This window comes from Zhongshania aquatica (assembly GCF_027257955.1).
Classification (GTDB): Bacteria; Pseudomonadota; Gammaproteobacteria; order Pseudomonadales; family Spongiibacteraceae; genus Spongiibacter; species Spongiibacter aquatica.
Genome location: NZ_JANZNQ010000001.1, coordinates 353438 through 368498, shown reverse-complemented (window position 1 = coordinate 368498; position 15061 = coordinate 353438). Strand labels below are relative to the sequence as shown.

12 protein-coding genes are annotated in these 15061 nt (G+C 50.9%); 3 read left to right on the top strand and 9 right to left on the bottom strand.

All coding sequences use genetic code 11. The annotated features are described in order from the left end of the window. The first annotated feature begins 4 nt into the window (after window positions 1–4). Window positions 5–616 (top strand): alpha-ribazole phosphatase, encoded by a 612-nt coding sequence (cobC, locus tag O9X78_RS01650; RefSeq protein ID WP_269617852.1) that lies wholly within the window; start codon window positions 5–7, stop codon window positions 614–616. 41 nt (window positions 617–657) lie between these two features. Here cobC and O9X78_RS01645 read toward each other — a convergent pair whose 3' ends face one another. Further along, window positions 658–1101, bottom strand: a complete 444-nt coding sequence (locus O9X78_RS01645) for a hypothetical protein (RefSeq protein ID WP_269617851.1) — start codon at window positions 1099–1101, stop codon at window positions 658–660. A 115-nt stretch (window positions 1102–1216) separates the two neighbouring features. On the opposite strand from O9X78_RS01645, the gene O9X78_RS01640 reads away from it, so the two are divergent. Together O9X78_RS01640 and O9X78_RS01635 are read left to right on the top strand one after the other, a co-directional pair. Next, on the top strand, window positions 1217–2845 hold the full coding sequence (locus tag O9X78_RS01640; RefSeq protein WP_269617850.1) for an alkaline phosphatase D family protein: 1629 nt from the start codon (window positions 1217–1219) through the stop codon (window positions 2843–2845). 67 nt (window positions 2846–2912) lie between these two features. Next, window positions 2913–4955 carry a metallophosphoesterase gene (locus O9X78_RS01635; protein ID WP_269617849.1) on the top strand — a complete coding sequence of 681 codons (2043 nt, stop codon included), beginning with the start codon at window positions 2913–2915 and terminating at the stop codon, window positions 4953–4955. Between the two features lie 45 nt (window positions 4956–5000). Here O9X78_RS01635 and holA read toward each other — a convergent pair whose 3' ends face one another. The 8 genes from holA to O9X78_RS01595 form a co-directional block, all read right to left on the bottom strand. Continuing rightward, on the bottom strand, window positions 5001–6026 hold the full coding sequence (holA, locus tag O9X78_RS01630) for a DNA polymerase III subunit delta (protein WP_269617848.1): 1026 nt from the start codon (window positions 6024–6026) through the stop codon (window positions 5001–5003). After that, window positions 6026–6544, bottom strand: coding sequence for an LPS-assembly lipoprotein LptE (locus O9X78_RS01625; protein WP_269617847.1), 519 nt, complete (start codon window positions 6542–6544; stop codon window positions 6026–6028). The genes holA and O9X78_RS01625 overlap by 1 nt, the downstream gene beginning before the upstream one ends. Further along, window positions 6534–8993, bottom strand: coding sequence for a leucine--tRNA ligase (gene leuS, locus O9X78_RS01620; RefSeq protein ID WP_269617846.1), 2460 nt, complete (start codon window positions 8991–8993; stop codon window positions 6534–6536). Before leuS ends, O9X78_RS01625 begins: the two co-directional genes overlap by 11 nt. A 508-nt stretch (window positions 8994–9501) precedes the next feature. Continuing rightward, on the bottom strand, window positions 9502–9807 hold the full coding sequence (locus O9X78_RS01615) for a hypothetical protein (RefSeq protein ID WP_269617845.1): 306 nt from the start codon (window positions 9805–9807) through the stop codon (window positions 9502–9504). A gap of 435 nt (window positions 9808–10242) precedes the next feature. After that, entirely contained in the window at window positions 10243–10758 is a 516-nt protein-coding gene (locus tag O9X78_RS01610) for a hypothetical protein (protein ID WP_269617844.1), read from the bottom strand. Between the two features lie 141 nt (window positions 10759–10899). Beyond that, entirely contained in the window at window positions 10900–12387 is a 1488-nt protein-coding gene (gene lnt, locus O9X78_RS01605; protein WP_269617843.1) for an apolipoprotein N-acyltransferase, read from the bottom strand. Between the two features lie 84 nt (window positions 12388–12471). Next, on the bottom strand, window positions 12472–14091 hold the full coding sequence (locus O9X78_RS01600; protein ID WP_269617842.1) for an FMN-binding glutamate synthase family protein: 1620 nt from the start codon (window positions 14089–14091) through the stop codon (window positions 12472–12474). 112 nt (window positions 14092–14203) lie between these two features. Continuing rightward, a complete protein-coding gene (locus O9X78_RS01595; RefSeq protein WP_269617841.1) occupies window positions 14204–15055 on the bottom strand; it encodes a CorC family transporter in 852 nt (283 codons plus the stop codon). Window positions 15056–15061 lie beyond the last annotated feature (6 nt).

The following is a 15061-nucleotide window of genomic DNA, read 5'->3' as shown; positions in this document are numbered from 1 at the left end:
TGCGATGGCCAAAGTGACAACAACGAGTATCGATTTGTTACGTCACGGCGCCTGCGAGGGTGGCGAGATTTTTCGCGGTAGCACCGACGTGGCGCTTAGTGATACCGGTTGGCAGCAAATGCGCGACAAAGTGGCGAGCATGGGTGATGTAAGCTGGGACTCCATTGTTAGCTCACCGTTGCAGCGCTGCCAGCGCTTTGCTGAAATGTTGTCGACTGATCGAAATACCCCGATAACGGTGCGCGAAGACCTGCGTGAAATGCATTTCGGTGACTGGGAAGGCTTGGCGCATGATGTTGCCCGTAAGCGTTTTCCGCAGGAATGGGCAGATTTCTGGGAGTCTCCCGCAGAGGCGAGCCCTCCAAATGGCGAGGCCATGCCGGATTTCTGTCAGCGTATTACGAGTGAACTAGAAGCCATTGCAGAAGAGCACAAAGGCCAGTCGGTCTTACTCGTCGCCCATGGCGCCGTAATCCGCGTGATGATCTGCCATTGGCTGGGTATGCCCATGGGCGCGATGACCCGTTTAGGCGTACCCTATGCTGGCTTAACCCGCTTTAAGGTTTACCACCAAGAGGGCAAAGCGCCTTGGGTACAGTTGGGTAGTCACTATTAATCAGTCGATTTATTGCTTAGTTTTATCAATGAGGTCCGGCGTTACTCTTTCGTTGCAGGGCTGCCCGCGGCATGAAAAATCTCAGGCGGCGAAATAGCGCGACTGCCGACAATGTGCCACTTACCTTCGCGACGTTCAAATTGATATTCAGCGTGATGGACTTGGCTCTCTCCCGCTGAAAATTTACCGAAGCTACTTTTGTATTGTAAATAGGCGACGTTATACGGTTCTAGTCTACGTAAACTTGCCATGGTGTCGAAGTCTTCAGGAAAGCGCAGTCTGACGTCGGCAATAGCGCTACCCGTGGTTTCCCCGCTCTCCAGACTTTTCACGGTAATATCCTCAACCTTAAAAATGGCGGGTGTCGCCATCGTCTCTAGATTGTCACGCAAAAGGTTCCTGACCAAATAATCGGTAAATGGAATGGGTTTGCTGCTGCAGGCCATAAGCAGCACGCAGGCCGCAAAAAGTGAAAGGGTTTTCATCTGTTGAGATTGTCTCCGTAAATATTTAGGCGCGCCCACGGTCACTGAAATGTATCTGTAACACCCAAAAGTTATTCTGCTGTTACTTTTTGATGATAACACGAGTGGGTTTTCCGTGAAGCGACGACATTTTCTGCGGGTGATGACAACGGCATCGATTGCGGTGCCAATATTGACAGCCTGTGGCGGCAGCAGCAATTCCAGATCTTCATCTACAAATACCGCAGCTTCAGATGTAAATGTGTCGTTTATTCACGGCGTCGCCAGTGGTGATCCGCTGGATGATCGGGTGATTTTGTGGACCCGGGTGACACCAAAAGAGGATCTGATTGGAACCATCAATGTGCTCTGTGAGGTTGCCGAGGACGCTGAGTTTAACAGTATCGTGTTGTCAGAGATCTTTAGCACCAGTGCTGAGCGAGATTTCACCGTTAAGTTTGATGCGGCGGGTTTGCTGTCAGAACAGTATTATTGGTATCGCTTCTCGGTGGGTGAGCACCAGTCGCCAGTTGGCCGGGCGCAAACGCTACCTATGCCGGGTCAATATGCAGAGCGTCTGCGCTACGCGGTGTGTTCCTGTAGCAGCTATCCCCACGGGTATTTCTCTGTATATCGTATGATTGCCAATCGCACTGATCTCGATTTTGTTCTGCATTTGGGCGATTACATCTATGAATACGGCGATGATGAGTACGGTGACAATAGCGAGCGACGACTCGATCCGCCCCATGAAATTATGGTCTTAGACGATTATCGCCGTCGCTATGCCCATTATCGCAAGGACTTGGATTTGCAGGCCGCCCATCTAATTCACCCCTTTATTACTATTTGGGACGACCATGAATCGGCTAATGATTCCTACAAAGACGGCGCAGAGAATCACAATGACGGCGAGGGCGAATGGGCTAATCGCAAGGCGCAGGCAATCCAAGCCTACTTTGAATGGATGCCAATTCGTCCGCCAACAGTGAGTGAAGACAGTATTTATCGCGCCTTTCGCTATGGCGATTTAGCGGATTTCATTATGTTAGATACGCGCCTAGAAGGGCGCGTTAAACAATTAGACAATCCAGTTGATCCCGCTCGTGCCGACGCCCGAGACTTGCTTGGTCAAACACAGAAGTCTTGGTTTAAAAATAAGCTGGCAACCGCACAGGGGCAGTGGAAATTTGTCGGTCAGCAAGTCATGTTTGCCCAGCTGCAATTACTTGAACTGCAGCGTCTGCTGCCGGGTGTGCCCACCAATGACTTCAGCCCGTTGATCGCGGTGAATATGGATCAGTGGGATGGCTATCCTGTCGAACGTGAAGAAATCCTCGATTTTGTCGAGGAAAACAGCATTTCTAATATGGTGGTACTCACCGGTGATATTCACACCAGCTGGGCAAGCGAGCTGTATAAAAGCAGTGCGGTTATTACGGGCGGCGTGTTGGATGAGCCACTTGGCGTTGAGTTTGTAGCGCCGAGTATTACATCGCCGGGCTTTCCTGATGGGGCCGCTGAATTGGTGTCGGCGGTGTTGCCAGTGGTGAACCCGCACATGAAATACACGGACTTAAAAAATCACGGATTTATTTTGATGGATGTGAATCATCAGCGCGCCCAAGCGGAGTTTTATTATGCCGAAAATATTGATTCGGCAGATCAGTCCGGAGTGGAGTCTAGCAAAGTTAAAACTTTAGCCGTGAACAGCGGCAGTAGTCGCCTAATCGAAGATACACCGGTCTCTTATCCTAAAGTGTGACAAGTGCCGTAGATGTTTAAACGACGCTGCCACTAGAATGGAAGCGCTAAAATTTGAGAGTAATGTTATGAAAACCCTCGCTAATTCACTACTGATCATCCTTATGATGACCCTCGCCGCTTGCGGCGGATCGTCTTCGTCTAATAGCTCTTCTACTGGGAGTACTACGTCCGTTGACGATGACCTAGTGGATCAAGCCCCGGTAGATGAAACTCCTGTCACTGAGCCGGTCGTAAGAATGATTTTATTGGGCGACAGTGGCAGTGGTAGCGCGGGTGCCTACGCAGTTGGCGAGGCGGTGGCAAAGGTCTGCGCTGCTAAAGGCTGCGATTTGGTTTTAGGACTTGGCGATAATATCTACGAGTCGGGTGTGAGTTCTGAACTTGATCCACAGTTTGAAGAAAAGTTTGAACTCCCCTTTGCCCCCATCGATTTGCCCTTCTATATGGTGCTGGGCAACCACGATAATAGTGGTTTCTTTGGTGGCGATGGCGCGAATAACGCCAATGGTGATTTTCAAGTTGATTACCACTACCGTGACGCATTGCATCCAGAGCAGCCTAGGCAAACATCGCGTTGGCATATGCCTGCCCGCTACTACCGTTTAACACAGGGCGGAGATGCGGCGGCGCCACTGGTAGAATTGTTTGCCGTGGACTCCAACCAAATTGCCGGTGGCTTCCCCGATAGCAATGAAAATTTTTCGTATAACAACTACGGTCTGGCGCAGGCGCAGTGGTTAAAAGACGCGATGGCGAACAGTAAAGCAAAATGGAAAATCGCCTTCGCTCATCATCCCTATTTGTCTAATGGCTCCCATGGTAACGCCGGCAACTACGACGGTGTGCCGGGCTTTGTGGCACCAGTATTGGCGGGCAGCCGTTACAAGGCATTTTTGGAAGAGACCTTGTGTGACAAGGCAGATTTCTTTTTTGCGGGTCACGACCACGACCTGCAGTGGTTAATGCCAGTAGCATCCTGCGGTAAAACGGGCTTTATATTATCGGGTGCGGCGAGTAAAACCCGCAGCCTAGAGCACCGCGACGACAACGCTGTGTACTACGAAAAAGGCGATAGCTACGGTTTTGTTTGGGTCGAGATTAAAGGCGATAAAATGGTCGGCGAAGTGTATCAAGTCGATCCAGACGATGCCGCACTTGGTTTAGGCTCCTTGGCCACGCCGCAGCCCGCATTCCGTCGTGAGCAAAGTCAGCAAGCTGCGATTGGTTTGCCGGCCTCAGATGGCTTCACTAATCCTCTAGTGGGCGAGTCGAATTTTGATGTGACTGATCAAGAGGGGAATCTTGATCCGGTGCAAACTCAGTTCGCCGATGGCTTTGCGACCTTAGCTGCTGCAATTCCAGAGGAAAATTTAGCGGGAGTCGTCGCCGCTGTCGGCGAGTCTGGAAATGCTTTATTAGAAGTTGTCGATTCCCTACTCAGCGGTTTACAGGGAGCGGCAACCGAGCAGAACCCTGAGTTGGCACTCGCGGGTGGCGAGCGCGCTAGTCAGGCACTGTTGTACGCCCTGCAGAATTTACAGAGCGCTATACCGGCGGCGGGCGAGGAAGGTTTACCTGCGCCATTTGATCAACTTGCAGCAGCGCTAGAACAATTTACTGGCGAAGCTGGCAGCGGCGATGACGCCGCATCAGTCGATTTGCGCAGTTTGACCGACCCTTTAAATCATCTTGCCGGCAATATTCAGGGCATCGTTGACAGTATTGAAGAAGAGGGCGGCAGCGTCCCCGTTGCTGGTGGTGCCATGAGTCTATTGTCTGAATTACTCTTTGACGTCACTCGCGTGATCGATGGGGTAGGCAATGTCAGCACCAGCGAAATCGGTCAAGTGGTGGTGTCTACCACCGACGACTTACTTGCCAATTTACTGCTCAAAGTTATTCCGATAGAGGAGTTTGCGCCTGCGGAAGTAAGTGATGCGATTGGCCTAGGGCCTAAGTTTATCAGCAGTGCATTACTGGCGGTTGTGCGTGAAGTCACCTATGACCTAGATACGCTATTACTGCCGTCGTTACTCCAGGGCTTAGGCGCGTTGCCGCTGTCTGCTTTAGATGGTTTATTTGATGGTCTGGCTAGTCTTGGCGGTTAAAAGAAGTTAAAAGCGGTGTTGCGGTTCGGCTTGATTGGCGTGCAGTTACGCTAATAACTCGGTGAGTTTCTGGCCGGCGAGTAGCGACACTAGATTGGCGAGCAGTACCGTGCCATTTTCCTTGCTTTGGCCTTTTTGCGCGGCGTCGATGCGGGTAGCAAGTTGCAGAAGCTTGCCGAGCTGCAGGGGCTTCATACGGCGCAGGGCGCTTTTATAAAGTGCTTTGCGTTTGTCCCACACTCGGGCACCGTCTAAAACCCGGTCTATACTGACACCTTGTTCGAGTTGTTGCGCACATTGATAGAGGGCGCGAATTTCCCGAGTTACTGCGCCAAGCATGGCGATGTCTTCGCCGCCTTCGGCCTGTAGGCTGTGCAGCATTTGTAAGGCGTTGCCGGCATTCCCCGCCAGTGCGGTATCGATCAGCTTAAATACATCGTAGCGCGCGCTGCTGGCGACCGCATTGGCGACCACGTCAGCGGTGATCGTGCGATCCCCCGCTAAGATTTTGAGTTTAGATATTTCTTGGTCGGCGGCGAGTAAATTGCCTTCAACCCGATCAGCCAGTAGCTGCACTGCGTCATTGTCCGCGCTTAGGCCGATATTCCGCATTCGCTGCATAATCCAGTTGTTAAGGTGTTGGCGATCAACCGGCCACACTTGAATCACCGCGCCAGCATTATCCAGTGCCTTCACCCATTTGCTATTCATGCTGCGGCTGTCGAGCTTGCCACAGCTCACTAGCAGAATATTACTGCCGTCGACGTGCTGCAGATACTCCTGCAACGCAGCCGAACTTTTCTGATCCATTTTGCTGTCGCCAAGGCGCAACTCTATAAGTTTTCGGTCAGCGAAAAGTGACATTGATTGGCCAGCGTCGAGTAGTTGCCCCCAGTCAAAACTGCGGTCAACATTTAAGACTTCGCGTTCGCTAATTCCTTCTTTGCGGCAGTGTTGACGAATGGTGTCGCAACATTCTTGATTGATAAGTAGTTCTTCACCGCACACTAAATAGACAGGCAGTAATTGCTTGCTGAGGTGTCCGGTGAGTTGCTCCGAACGTATCCGCATTAGGGCTGTTCTTGAAGTTGGTGCGACCAGAACTCGACTTGGCGCGCGAGACGAATACTCAGTTGCTCACGCATTTCCGCGCGAACAATGGTCGATTCGGTTTCTTCGCCAACTGGGTTGTCCGGGTCGTTCACAATGAGGCGGCGCTGTTGCAGTGTATGTGGGCCGCGCAGATTTGTACCGTCGGGGCTTTGCAGTTCGATACTGGCAGATTCAAACAGCGCGTATTCCGCGTCGCGGGCTTCGCGGTCTAGGGCTACGCTGCGTTTTTCTTCGTCTAGTAGTTTTATAACAACAATGAGTTTCGCATCCTTACGATGCTTGCTGACGGCGACGTCATTGATGGCGAATTGCCGTTTTAACGACAGGCTGAGCTCTTTGCTTTCGCGATCGTTCACCACGTAAATGGGCTGCATGTCTTTATCTATGCTGGTATTACCGCGCAGCGCAAAACCACAGCCTGCCACCGTAAGGCAGACTGCGACGATGAGCGCGTTATTGATCAGCTTAGTTAGCAACGATATTCACCAATTTTTTAGGGACTAAAATTTCCTTGCGGATGGTTAAGTCAGCAAGAAAGCGTTGTACGTTTTCCTGTTCCCGCGCTAGTTGCTTAATACTTTCCGCATCAGCATCGGCGGCGACTGTAATAGTAGCTCGCAGTTTACCATTGACCTGTACCGCCATTTCAATGGTATTGCGTACCAGCGCACTTTCATCCGTTTGCGGCCATGGTGCGTCGATAACGGCATCGCTGTGGCCGAGGTTGATCCATAGCTGGTGACTAATATGCGGCACGATTGGCGCAAGTAGACGCACGGCGGCTTCAATGGCTTCGCGCTCAACGGCAAGGCACTGCTCAGTTTCACGTTGGAAGCGACTGACGTCGTTGACCAACTCCATTACCGCAGCGATAGCCGTGTTGAAGGTGAGGCGGCGACCAAAATCATCGCTGACTTTTGCGATGGTTTCATGGGTTTTACGACGTAAATCCTGCTGCGGGCCGCTCAAACTTTCCGGCGTTAGCGCGGGCGCTGTGCCCGCTTCAAGATGAGTCGCCGCTAATTTCCATAGGCGTTTCAGGAAGCGATGTGCGCCCTCTACTGCGCTGTCAGACCATTCTAAACTTTGCTCTGGCGGCGCTGCGAACATAATAAATAGGCGCACGGTGTCGGCGCCGTACTGTTCGATCAATGCCTGCGGATCGACGGTGTTGCCCTTGGACTTGGACATCTTGCTGCCGTCTTTCAATACCATGCCTTGGCAAAGCAATTGTTTAAACGGCTCGTCAGAATTGAGTAGACCTTCGTCACGCATTAATTTGTGGAAGAATCGTGCGTACAAGAGGTGAAGAATTGCGTGCTCGATACCGCCAACATATTGGTCTACCGGCAGCCAGTAATTGGCGCGGTCGGGGTCTAGCATGCCGTCTTCAAAGTCTGGGCAGGTAAAGCGTGCGTAGTACCAACTCGATTCCATAAAGGTATCGAAGGTATCGGTTTCGCGCTCAACAGCGACGCCGTCGAGATTATCTTTGCGCCACTCGGTATCCGCTTTGATGGGCGACTGTACGCCGTCCATCTCTACGTCTTCCGGTAGCAGAATAGGCAATTTATGGGCTGGTACCGCAATTTCGCCGCCGTCGGGCAGATTGAATATGGGGATCGGTGCCCCCCAGTAACGTTGACGAGACACCCCCCAGTCGCGAAGGCGGTAGTTGGTGGTGACTTTGCCTTTGTCCTTTGCAACAAGTTCATCGGAAATTGCTTTAAAGGCGGCTTCAAAATTCAAACCGTCAAAGGCGGCGGAGTTGACCAATATACCTTTCTCGGTAAACGCACCTTCTTCAAGATTTACCGCGTCGCCATTTTCAGGCGCGATAACTTGATTGATCGCGAGGTTGTATTTCTTAGCAAATTCGTAATCGCGTTGATCATGAGCAGGCACTGCCATAACCGCGCCGGTGCCGTAATCCATTAATACATAGTTGGCGATCCACACTTGCACCGCTTCGCCGGTAATAGGGTGGCGGGCATCTATGCCGGTTGCCATGCCTTTCTTTTCCATGGTCGCCATGTCGGCTTCGGCCACAGAACTGTTGCGGCATTCGTCGATAAATGCAGCGAGTTTGGCATTGGTTTTTGCCAGTTCCAAGCTAATGGGGTGTTCTGCCGCCAAGCTCACATAGGTGACGCCCATGAGGGTGTCGGGGCGCGTGGTGTAAACCTCAAAACTGTTCATGCCCGCAATGGTGGTGTCTAAATCAAAGCGCATTTGCACGCCCTGCGAGCGACCAATCCAGTTGCGCTGCATGGTTTTGACTTGCTCAGGCCAGCCGTCGAGTTGGTCTAGGTCGTTAAGCAATTGATCAGCATAGCTGGTGATTTTAATAAACCACTGTGGAATTTCCTTGCGCTGAACTTGGGTGTCGCAGCGCCAGCAGCAGCCGTCAATAACCTGTTCATTCGCCAATACGGTCTCATCGACTGGGCACCAATTCACCGCCGAGGTCTTTTTGTAGACCATGCCTTTTTCGTAGAGGCGGGTGAAGAACCACTGTTCCCAGCGATAGTAATCTGGTTTGCAGGTTGCTAGCTCGCGGTTCCAATCATAGGCAAAGCCCAGTTGCTTCAGCTGATCGCGCATATAGGCAATGTTTTCAACCGTCCACTTTGCCGGTGCGGTTTTGTTTTTTACCGCTGCGTTTTCTGCGGGCAAACCAAACGCATCCCAACCCATAGGCTGTAAAACGTTTTTGCCCAACATACGCTGATAGCGCGAAATCACATCGGCAATGCTGTAGTTACGCACATGCCCCATGTGTAATTTTCCGCTGGGGTAGGGGAACATCGCCAAGCAATAGTATTTTTCGCGGCTGGCGTCTTCGACGGCGGCGAAACTGTTTTGATCCTGCCAAAATTGTTGGGCGCAGGTTTCGATGTCGCGGGGGGCGTAATGTTGGTCCATTGGCGGTGTCAGGTCTCTGTACAGCGGGCTAATAAGTTAAGGGCCGTTATTCTAACAGCTAAGCGGTCTGTGAATAAGTGTCTATTTTTGCGCTTTCAGCGCGAGGTGTGGGTGTGATGGTAAGAACCACGCTTCGTGTGGGGTTGGAGGCTACAGCGCTCAGCCATACCCGGCCCTGATCGGGTATTCATGTGAGATTAGCGAATGTCCTTGTTTTGATGCTCGCAAATTGAAATGTTTTGTAGATTTACTGTAAGCCTTGGTTTCGCCCTCGCTGGGCGACTTACTTTACTCGGTACTACGTGCCTCACCCTTCGGGTCGCCAAAAAGCGGCGATCAAATAGAAAACGTTGTCTTTTTGCATGCCCAAAAAGAAAGTAAGCAAAGAAAAAAGGCACCCTACATCACCGTCGATGGCAAAAAACGCCATCGATCCCCTTGCGCGCTTCACAAGTAACGGCGCGAGAAAAACTCGCCTTCGGCTCAAACAGTTTCTCGCTCTATTCCGTTACTTGCCGCAGTGCTCAGCGGCACTGAAGGGGAGCGGTGCATGCTGTGGGGGTCGTGGTAAATCTACCGTATTTGTCGGTGACTGATTCTTTTGCGCCTCGTCATACCCGACCCCGATTGGGTATCCATTTGAGCATAGCGAATGCTTTTGTTTAGATATCTGATCTTCGACTAGTTCTTTCGGTTTACTGTTCGCTTTGGTTTCGCCCTCGCTGGGCGACTTACTTTCTTTTTGCATGCCCAAAAAGAAAGTAAGCAAAGAAAAAAGGCACCCTACATCACCGTCGATGGCAAAAAGCGCCATCGATCCCTTGCGCGCTTCGCAAGTAACGGCGCGAGAAAAACTCGCCTTCGGCTCAAACAGTTTCTCGCTCTAATCCGTTACTTGCTGCAGTGCTCGGCGGCGCTGAAGGGGAGTTGGCGCAAGCTGCGAGTCTCTTGTTGAAACCGCGTCGTTTATCTAGTACCAGTACGTGACGACGCCTCAATCCCCGCTTTTGAACTCACCTAGCACCGCAGAAATTCAATGGGATGTTTTTAGCGAGGACTGTTTGAGCCGAAGGCGAGTTCCGCAGCGATCCCATTGGATTTATGTGAGCGCAGGGTACCCGAAGGGTGAGTGATAGCGGGCGAGTTTCTTGCTTACTTCTTTTTTCGTAAAAAAAAGTAAGTCGCCCAGGAAGGGCGAAATAAGATCTAGTTAAATACTATAAAAATGACGCACGAAATCAATTTTCTATCAGGTACTTTTGTGTCTCGTATTTAACAAGGAAAACCGCCAATTTTCTAATGTTTCACATAAGCCACGAAGATCAGTTGATTCACCAATAATTATTTTAATTCCCTGATATAGCGGAAACTCTGTATTTTCGTTTATGCGGTAGTGGCGAAGAATCTTGGTTGTTTCGTTGACGGGCCAAACAGACCACTTTTCGTTATGCTTAAAGAAGTTAGCAAGAGCATTGATTAGTTCAACGTACGTATACTCGTGGTAGTTGGTTTCTTTGTATTTGTATAAATCAATTTTCTTGTGGTTAGCCGCTTCTATTTCGTTTATATCACTAACCGTGCCCACAGCGTAGGCCTGGCAAGCAACCAAAACTGCACCATGAAAATATTCAGCATATTCCATTGCAGTAATACCATCCATTACACCACTTTTAGAAAACAGAATAAGTTCGGAAACTGCATTTGTTGATGCTGTACACAGTGTTCTCAGTGGAGTGGATCGAAAGTCAATTTCTTTGTAATGCATTATTGAGTACCTAATGCCAGCACTTTGGTCCGATTGCGCAACTCAATATATACTGGTCGACGCTTGCGATAAATTTGTTCGAATGTACTAACAAATCTATTATTCTTTTCAAGCTTTCTGAAGGATTTAACTATTTTTTGATCATGCGGGAATCGATAGCCGCCTAAATCTAGTGCACAGCACCAACACCCCACACAAAACAATAATCGGCATTGAACCATACCGAGTAAATGGTGTGGTACCACTCCTCGCGTGAACAACACCTTTTAAATTTCCGGCGGTAAACGACGGTATACGCGTGCGAATATTGCCCTGATGGTCAACAATCGCGGTAATGCCGGTGCTGGTGACGCGAATGAGTTCGCGGCCATTTTCTAGCGCGCGCATTTGTGCCATTTGCATATGTTGGTCGGGGCCGATGGAGTGCCCGAACCAGGCGTCGTTGCTGATGGTGAACAGTAGGTCGGAATCACGGGCGCTGCGGGCGACAAGGTCTGGATAGGCTATTTCGTAGCAGATAGAGGGTGCGAGTTGCCAGCCTTTGACTTCTAGGTGGGCTTGGCCTGGGCCGCCGCGAGTGAAGCTGGACATGGGCAGGTCAAAAAATTTAATTAGTCCGCGAATGTAGTGAGCTAGTGGTACGTATTCGCCAAAGGGTACTAGTCGCTGCTTGTGATAAATTCCCTCGCCGCCGCTAATGACCATGACTGAATTGAACATATCTTCGCCAAAACGAGTGGGTACGCCGGTAATGATGGCGCTGTTATTGGCTTTTGCACGCTCGGCGATATATTCAAAATACGATAAGGCATTGTGGTAAAGGGCGGGGATGGCCGCTTCTGGCCATATTACTAAATCTGAGTCTGGCCACAGTTCTTCGGACGCGAGGTCGTATTGCTCAAGTGTTGCCCAGTACTGGGTGTAGGCCCATTTTTTTTCTTGCGAAATATTGGCTTGCACGGCGCCAATGCGCAGTGGGGCTTTGGTGCCGGCTATTGTCCATTCATGTTTTTGTAGCGAATACCCGAGGCCAAATAAGGCGATGCAGCCAGCTAAGGTTGCGTAGCCGTGGCGCTTTAAGTTTGCGGGTGCGGTAACGCAAAGTGCAATCGCCGCGCCGCTCAACGCTACCCAAAAGCTAAGGCCGTAAACGCCGATGACCGGTGACCATCCTGCCATGGCCGTGTGTAAATGCCCGTAGCCTAGGTAAAGCCAAGGGAAGCCGGTGAATATCCAGCCGCGTAGCCATTCAGCTAGGACCCAAAGTGCGGCAAAGCCCAGTGTTTTACCTGCGACGCCGTCGCGAATCCAACGCGAATATATATAAGCAAAAAGGCCGGGTACTAAGCCTAGGCCAATGCAGAAAATACCCGTCATGGGAATGGCGAGCACCGCTGGTGTTTCGCCAAAGTCATGCATGGCGACGTAAACCCATGAGACACCGGTGGCGAAACTGGCGCTGCCGAAACTCCAGCCCAGCAAGAATCCCTGCTTTGCCGTTGCGGAATTTAGGCTGGCGGCGAGGGCGGCCATGGCGATGATGGCTGTCCACCACCAGTCGAAAGGGGCGAGTGAGAGTGTAAGGCTGGCGCCGGCTACAGCAACAAAAACGTAGTGACTTATTTTCACAGGGCGTTGATCCGGCCTTTCAAGAGTATGACGGAGGCCTAGTGTAGCGACGGCCTCCGCTGGGAGCTAGCGCAAATATGTGAATTAGCGCGGACGAGCGTCTTTATTCATGTTAATGGGAATTGCTGCTTGGGGCTTGCTTTCCTCGGGGTGATCGACGTTGTCAGCGGTGCTGGCAATAATGTATTCGGGTTTGGGCGTTTTCTCTGGGAAGCGGTCAGTGAGAGGCTCAGGACTGCCGCTGTTGTCGATGAGATAGACATGTCTGCGTGTTAGTCCGCGGGCTTCTTTTACGCCACAGGAATGGGCGATAACACCCACTTCATGCATTAAGTTTAGGGCGTAATTTTTAACGCGGGTGGCCTTGTCCGAAGGCACCAAACCGCGTTGTAGTTCAGGGTCGTGGGTGGTGATGCCAGTGGGGCAGGTATTCTTATTGCATTGCAGCGCCTGAATGCAGCCAAGAGCAAACATAAAACCACGGGCGCTCACAATAAAATCAGCGCCAACGCACAATGCCCACGCAGCCTCAGCCGGGTTGATCATTTTTCCGGAGGCGATTACTTTGATGCGCTTGCGTAAATTGTATTCATTCAGCTTGTCGACTACGAGGGGCAGGCTGCGCCGAATCGGCAGGCCGACATAGTCCATCAAACTCTGTGGCGCGGCGCCGGTGCCGCCATCGGCGCTGTCGATGGTAATAAAGTCCGGCGCGTATTTTAGACCGCGCCGATGGATGGTTTCGCCTAGTTCGTCCAGCCACTCCGAAAACCCGATTACCACTTTAAAACCGACGGGTTTACCGGTGATCTCACGAATTCTAACTACCATATCGAGGAGTTCGTCGATATTGTGGATGTCGGTGTGTCCGTTGGGGCTGATCGAGTCTTTGCCGATTTCAATACCGCGAATTTTTGCGACTTCTTCGGTGACCTTGCCACCGGGAAGAATGCCGCCTTTACCGGGTTTGGCGCCTTGGCTCAGTTTAATCTCTATCATCCGCACCTGTTGGTGCGCGGCAATGGCTTTGAGTTTTTCCTCGCTTAGATTGCCCTCGTTATCGCGAACGCCGTATTTTGCGGTGCCTATTTGAAAGACAATGTCGCAACCCGCTTCTAAATGATAGGGCGACAGTCCGCCTTCGCCGGTGTTTAGCCAAATGCCTGCTTCCTTGGCACCTGCGCTAAGGGCGCGAATCGCAGGTTTGGAAATGGCGCCAAAACTCATACCCGAGATGTTGAAAATAGCGGAGCTGGTATAGGGGTGTTTGGCAAAACCCTCGCCTATGGTCACTGCGTGGGTGGGGGCTGCGTCTTGGCTTAGTGTGGGAAACAGGCAGTTCATAAATAGCATTTCATTGCTTTGGGTCAGTGGTCGGGTCGATCCAAAAGCAATAGTGGTGTCGATGTTTTTAGCTGCGCGGTAGACCCAAGAACGCTGTGAGCGGTTAAAGGGCAGTTCTTCTCGATCCATCGCAAAAAAATATTGGCGGAAAAACTCACCGAGGTGTTCGAAGATATAGCGGAAACGTCCAATGACAGGGTAGTTACGCCGTATCGCATGTTGTGTTTGGGTGATGTCGCTGATGTAGATATACACCAGATACACGGCACCTAGACCGAGGGCGAGAAGGAACAGCAGGGCGCTGTATTCTATAAATGTGCTGGCGATTTTATTGAGTGTGTCTAGTGTTGGGGTGGGCATAGGGGCCTCTACGCTGGGAAAAATACGCGGTACTTAAGGTCATTGTAGACCGTAATTGAGGCGTAAGTTCAAGGGGCGGGAGATTTCCCGCCCTGAGGGGATAAATTACTTCTTAGCTTTCGCCGAGTTTGCGCATACGAAGTAGATGAATTTGCCGATTGTCGGCGTTTACCACTTTGAATTCGTAATCTTCGAGTCGCGTTATTTCGTTGCGACTAGGCAAATGTCCAAAGGCTTTGAGCAGCAAGCCGCCAATGGTGTCGAATTCATCGTCGCTAAATTTGGCGTTGAAGTAGTCGTTAAAGTCGTCGATGGGCGTTAGTGCTTGCACGACAAAATCGTTGTCAGCAATTTTGCGAATTGGCAGATCGTCGTCTTCGTCGTACTCGTCTTCAATTTCACCGACGATTTGTTCGAGAATGTCTTCGATGGTGATGAGTCCAGCTGCGCCGCCGTATTCGTCAATGACCACCGCCATATGGTGGCGCTTTTCACGAAAGTCGCGCAATAACACGTTCAAACGCTTGCTCTCTGGTACTAACGTGGCAGGACGCAGGATGTCGCGAATATCGATGTCGGCACTGTTTTCAAACTTCCACAGCAGCGGCAGCAAATCTTTGGATAGTAAAATGCCCAGTACATTATCTAGGGTGTCGCCGATGACAGGGTAGCGGGAGTGACCGGTGTCGATAATAATGGGGAGTAATTCGCTGAGGGGCTGGTCTGCTTTGAGCACCACCATTTGTGGGCGGGGAACCATGATTTCCCTAGCCTGCATATCGCTGATATGCATGGCGCCTTCCACAATACTTATCGCGTCATCATCTATGACTTCGTTCTGTTTGGCGACAGCAAGCAATTCAAACAGATCTTCCCGTGTTTTGGGTTCAGATGAAAAAGCATGGGCTATTTTCTCGATCCAAGATTTATCACTTGGATCGTTGCTAGATCGATCTTCGCTCATGGTTTT

Excerpts from the sequence above, each read along its gene's own strand:
- O9X78_RS01615 (WP_269617845.1), bottom strand. The coding sequence starts at position 9,807 with ATGGCGCTTTTTGCCATCGACGGTGATGTAGGGTGCCTTTTTTCTTTG.
- leuS (WP_269617846.1), bottom strand. The coding sequence starts at position 8,993 with ATGGACCAACATTACGCCCCCCGCGACATCGAAACCTGCGCCCAACAA.
- O9X78_RS01645 (WP_269617851.1), bottom strand. The coding sequence starts at position 1,101 with ATGAAAACCCTTTCACTTTTTGCGGCCTGCGTGCTGCTTATGGCCTGC.
- O9X78_RS01600 (WP_269617842.1), bottom strand. The coding sequence starts at position 14,091 with ATGCCCACCCCAACACTAGACACACTCAATAAAATCGCCAGCACATTT.
- O9X78_RS01610 (WP_269617844.1), bottom strand. The coding sequence starts at position 10,758 with ATGCATTACAAAGAAATTGACTTTCGATCCACTCCACTGAGAACACTG.
- O9X78_RS01595 (WP_269617841.1), bottom strand. The coding sequence starts at position 15,055 with ATGAGCGAAGATCGATCTAGCAACGATCCAAGTGATAAATCTTGGATC.
- O9X78_RS01635 (WP_269617849.1), top strand. The coding sequence starts at position 2,913 with ATGAAAACCCTCGCTAATTCACTACTGATCATCCTTATGATGACCCTC.
- cobC (WP_269617852.1), top strand. The coding sequence starts at position 5 with ATGGCCAAAGTGACAACAACGAGTATCGATTTGTTACGTCACGGCGCC.
- holA (WP_269617848.1), bottom strand. The coding sequence starts at position 6,026 with ATGCGGATACGTTCGGAGCAACTCACCGGACACCTCAGCAAGCAATTA.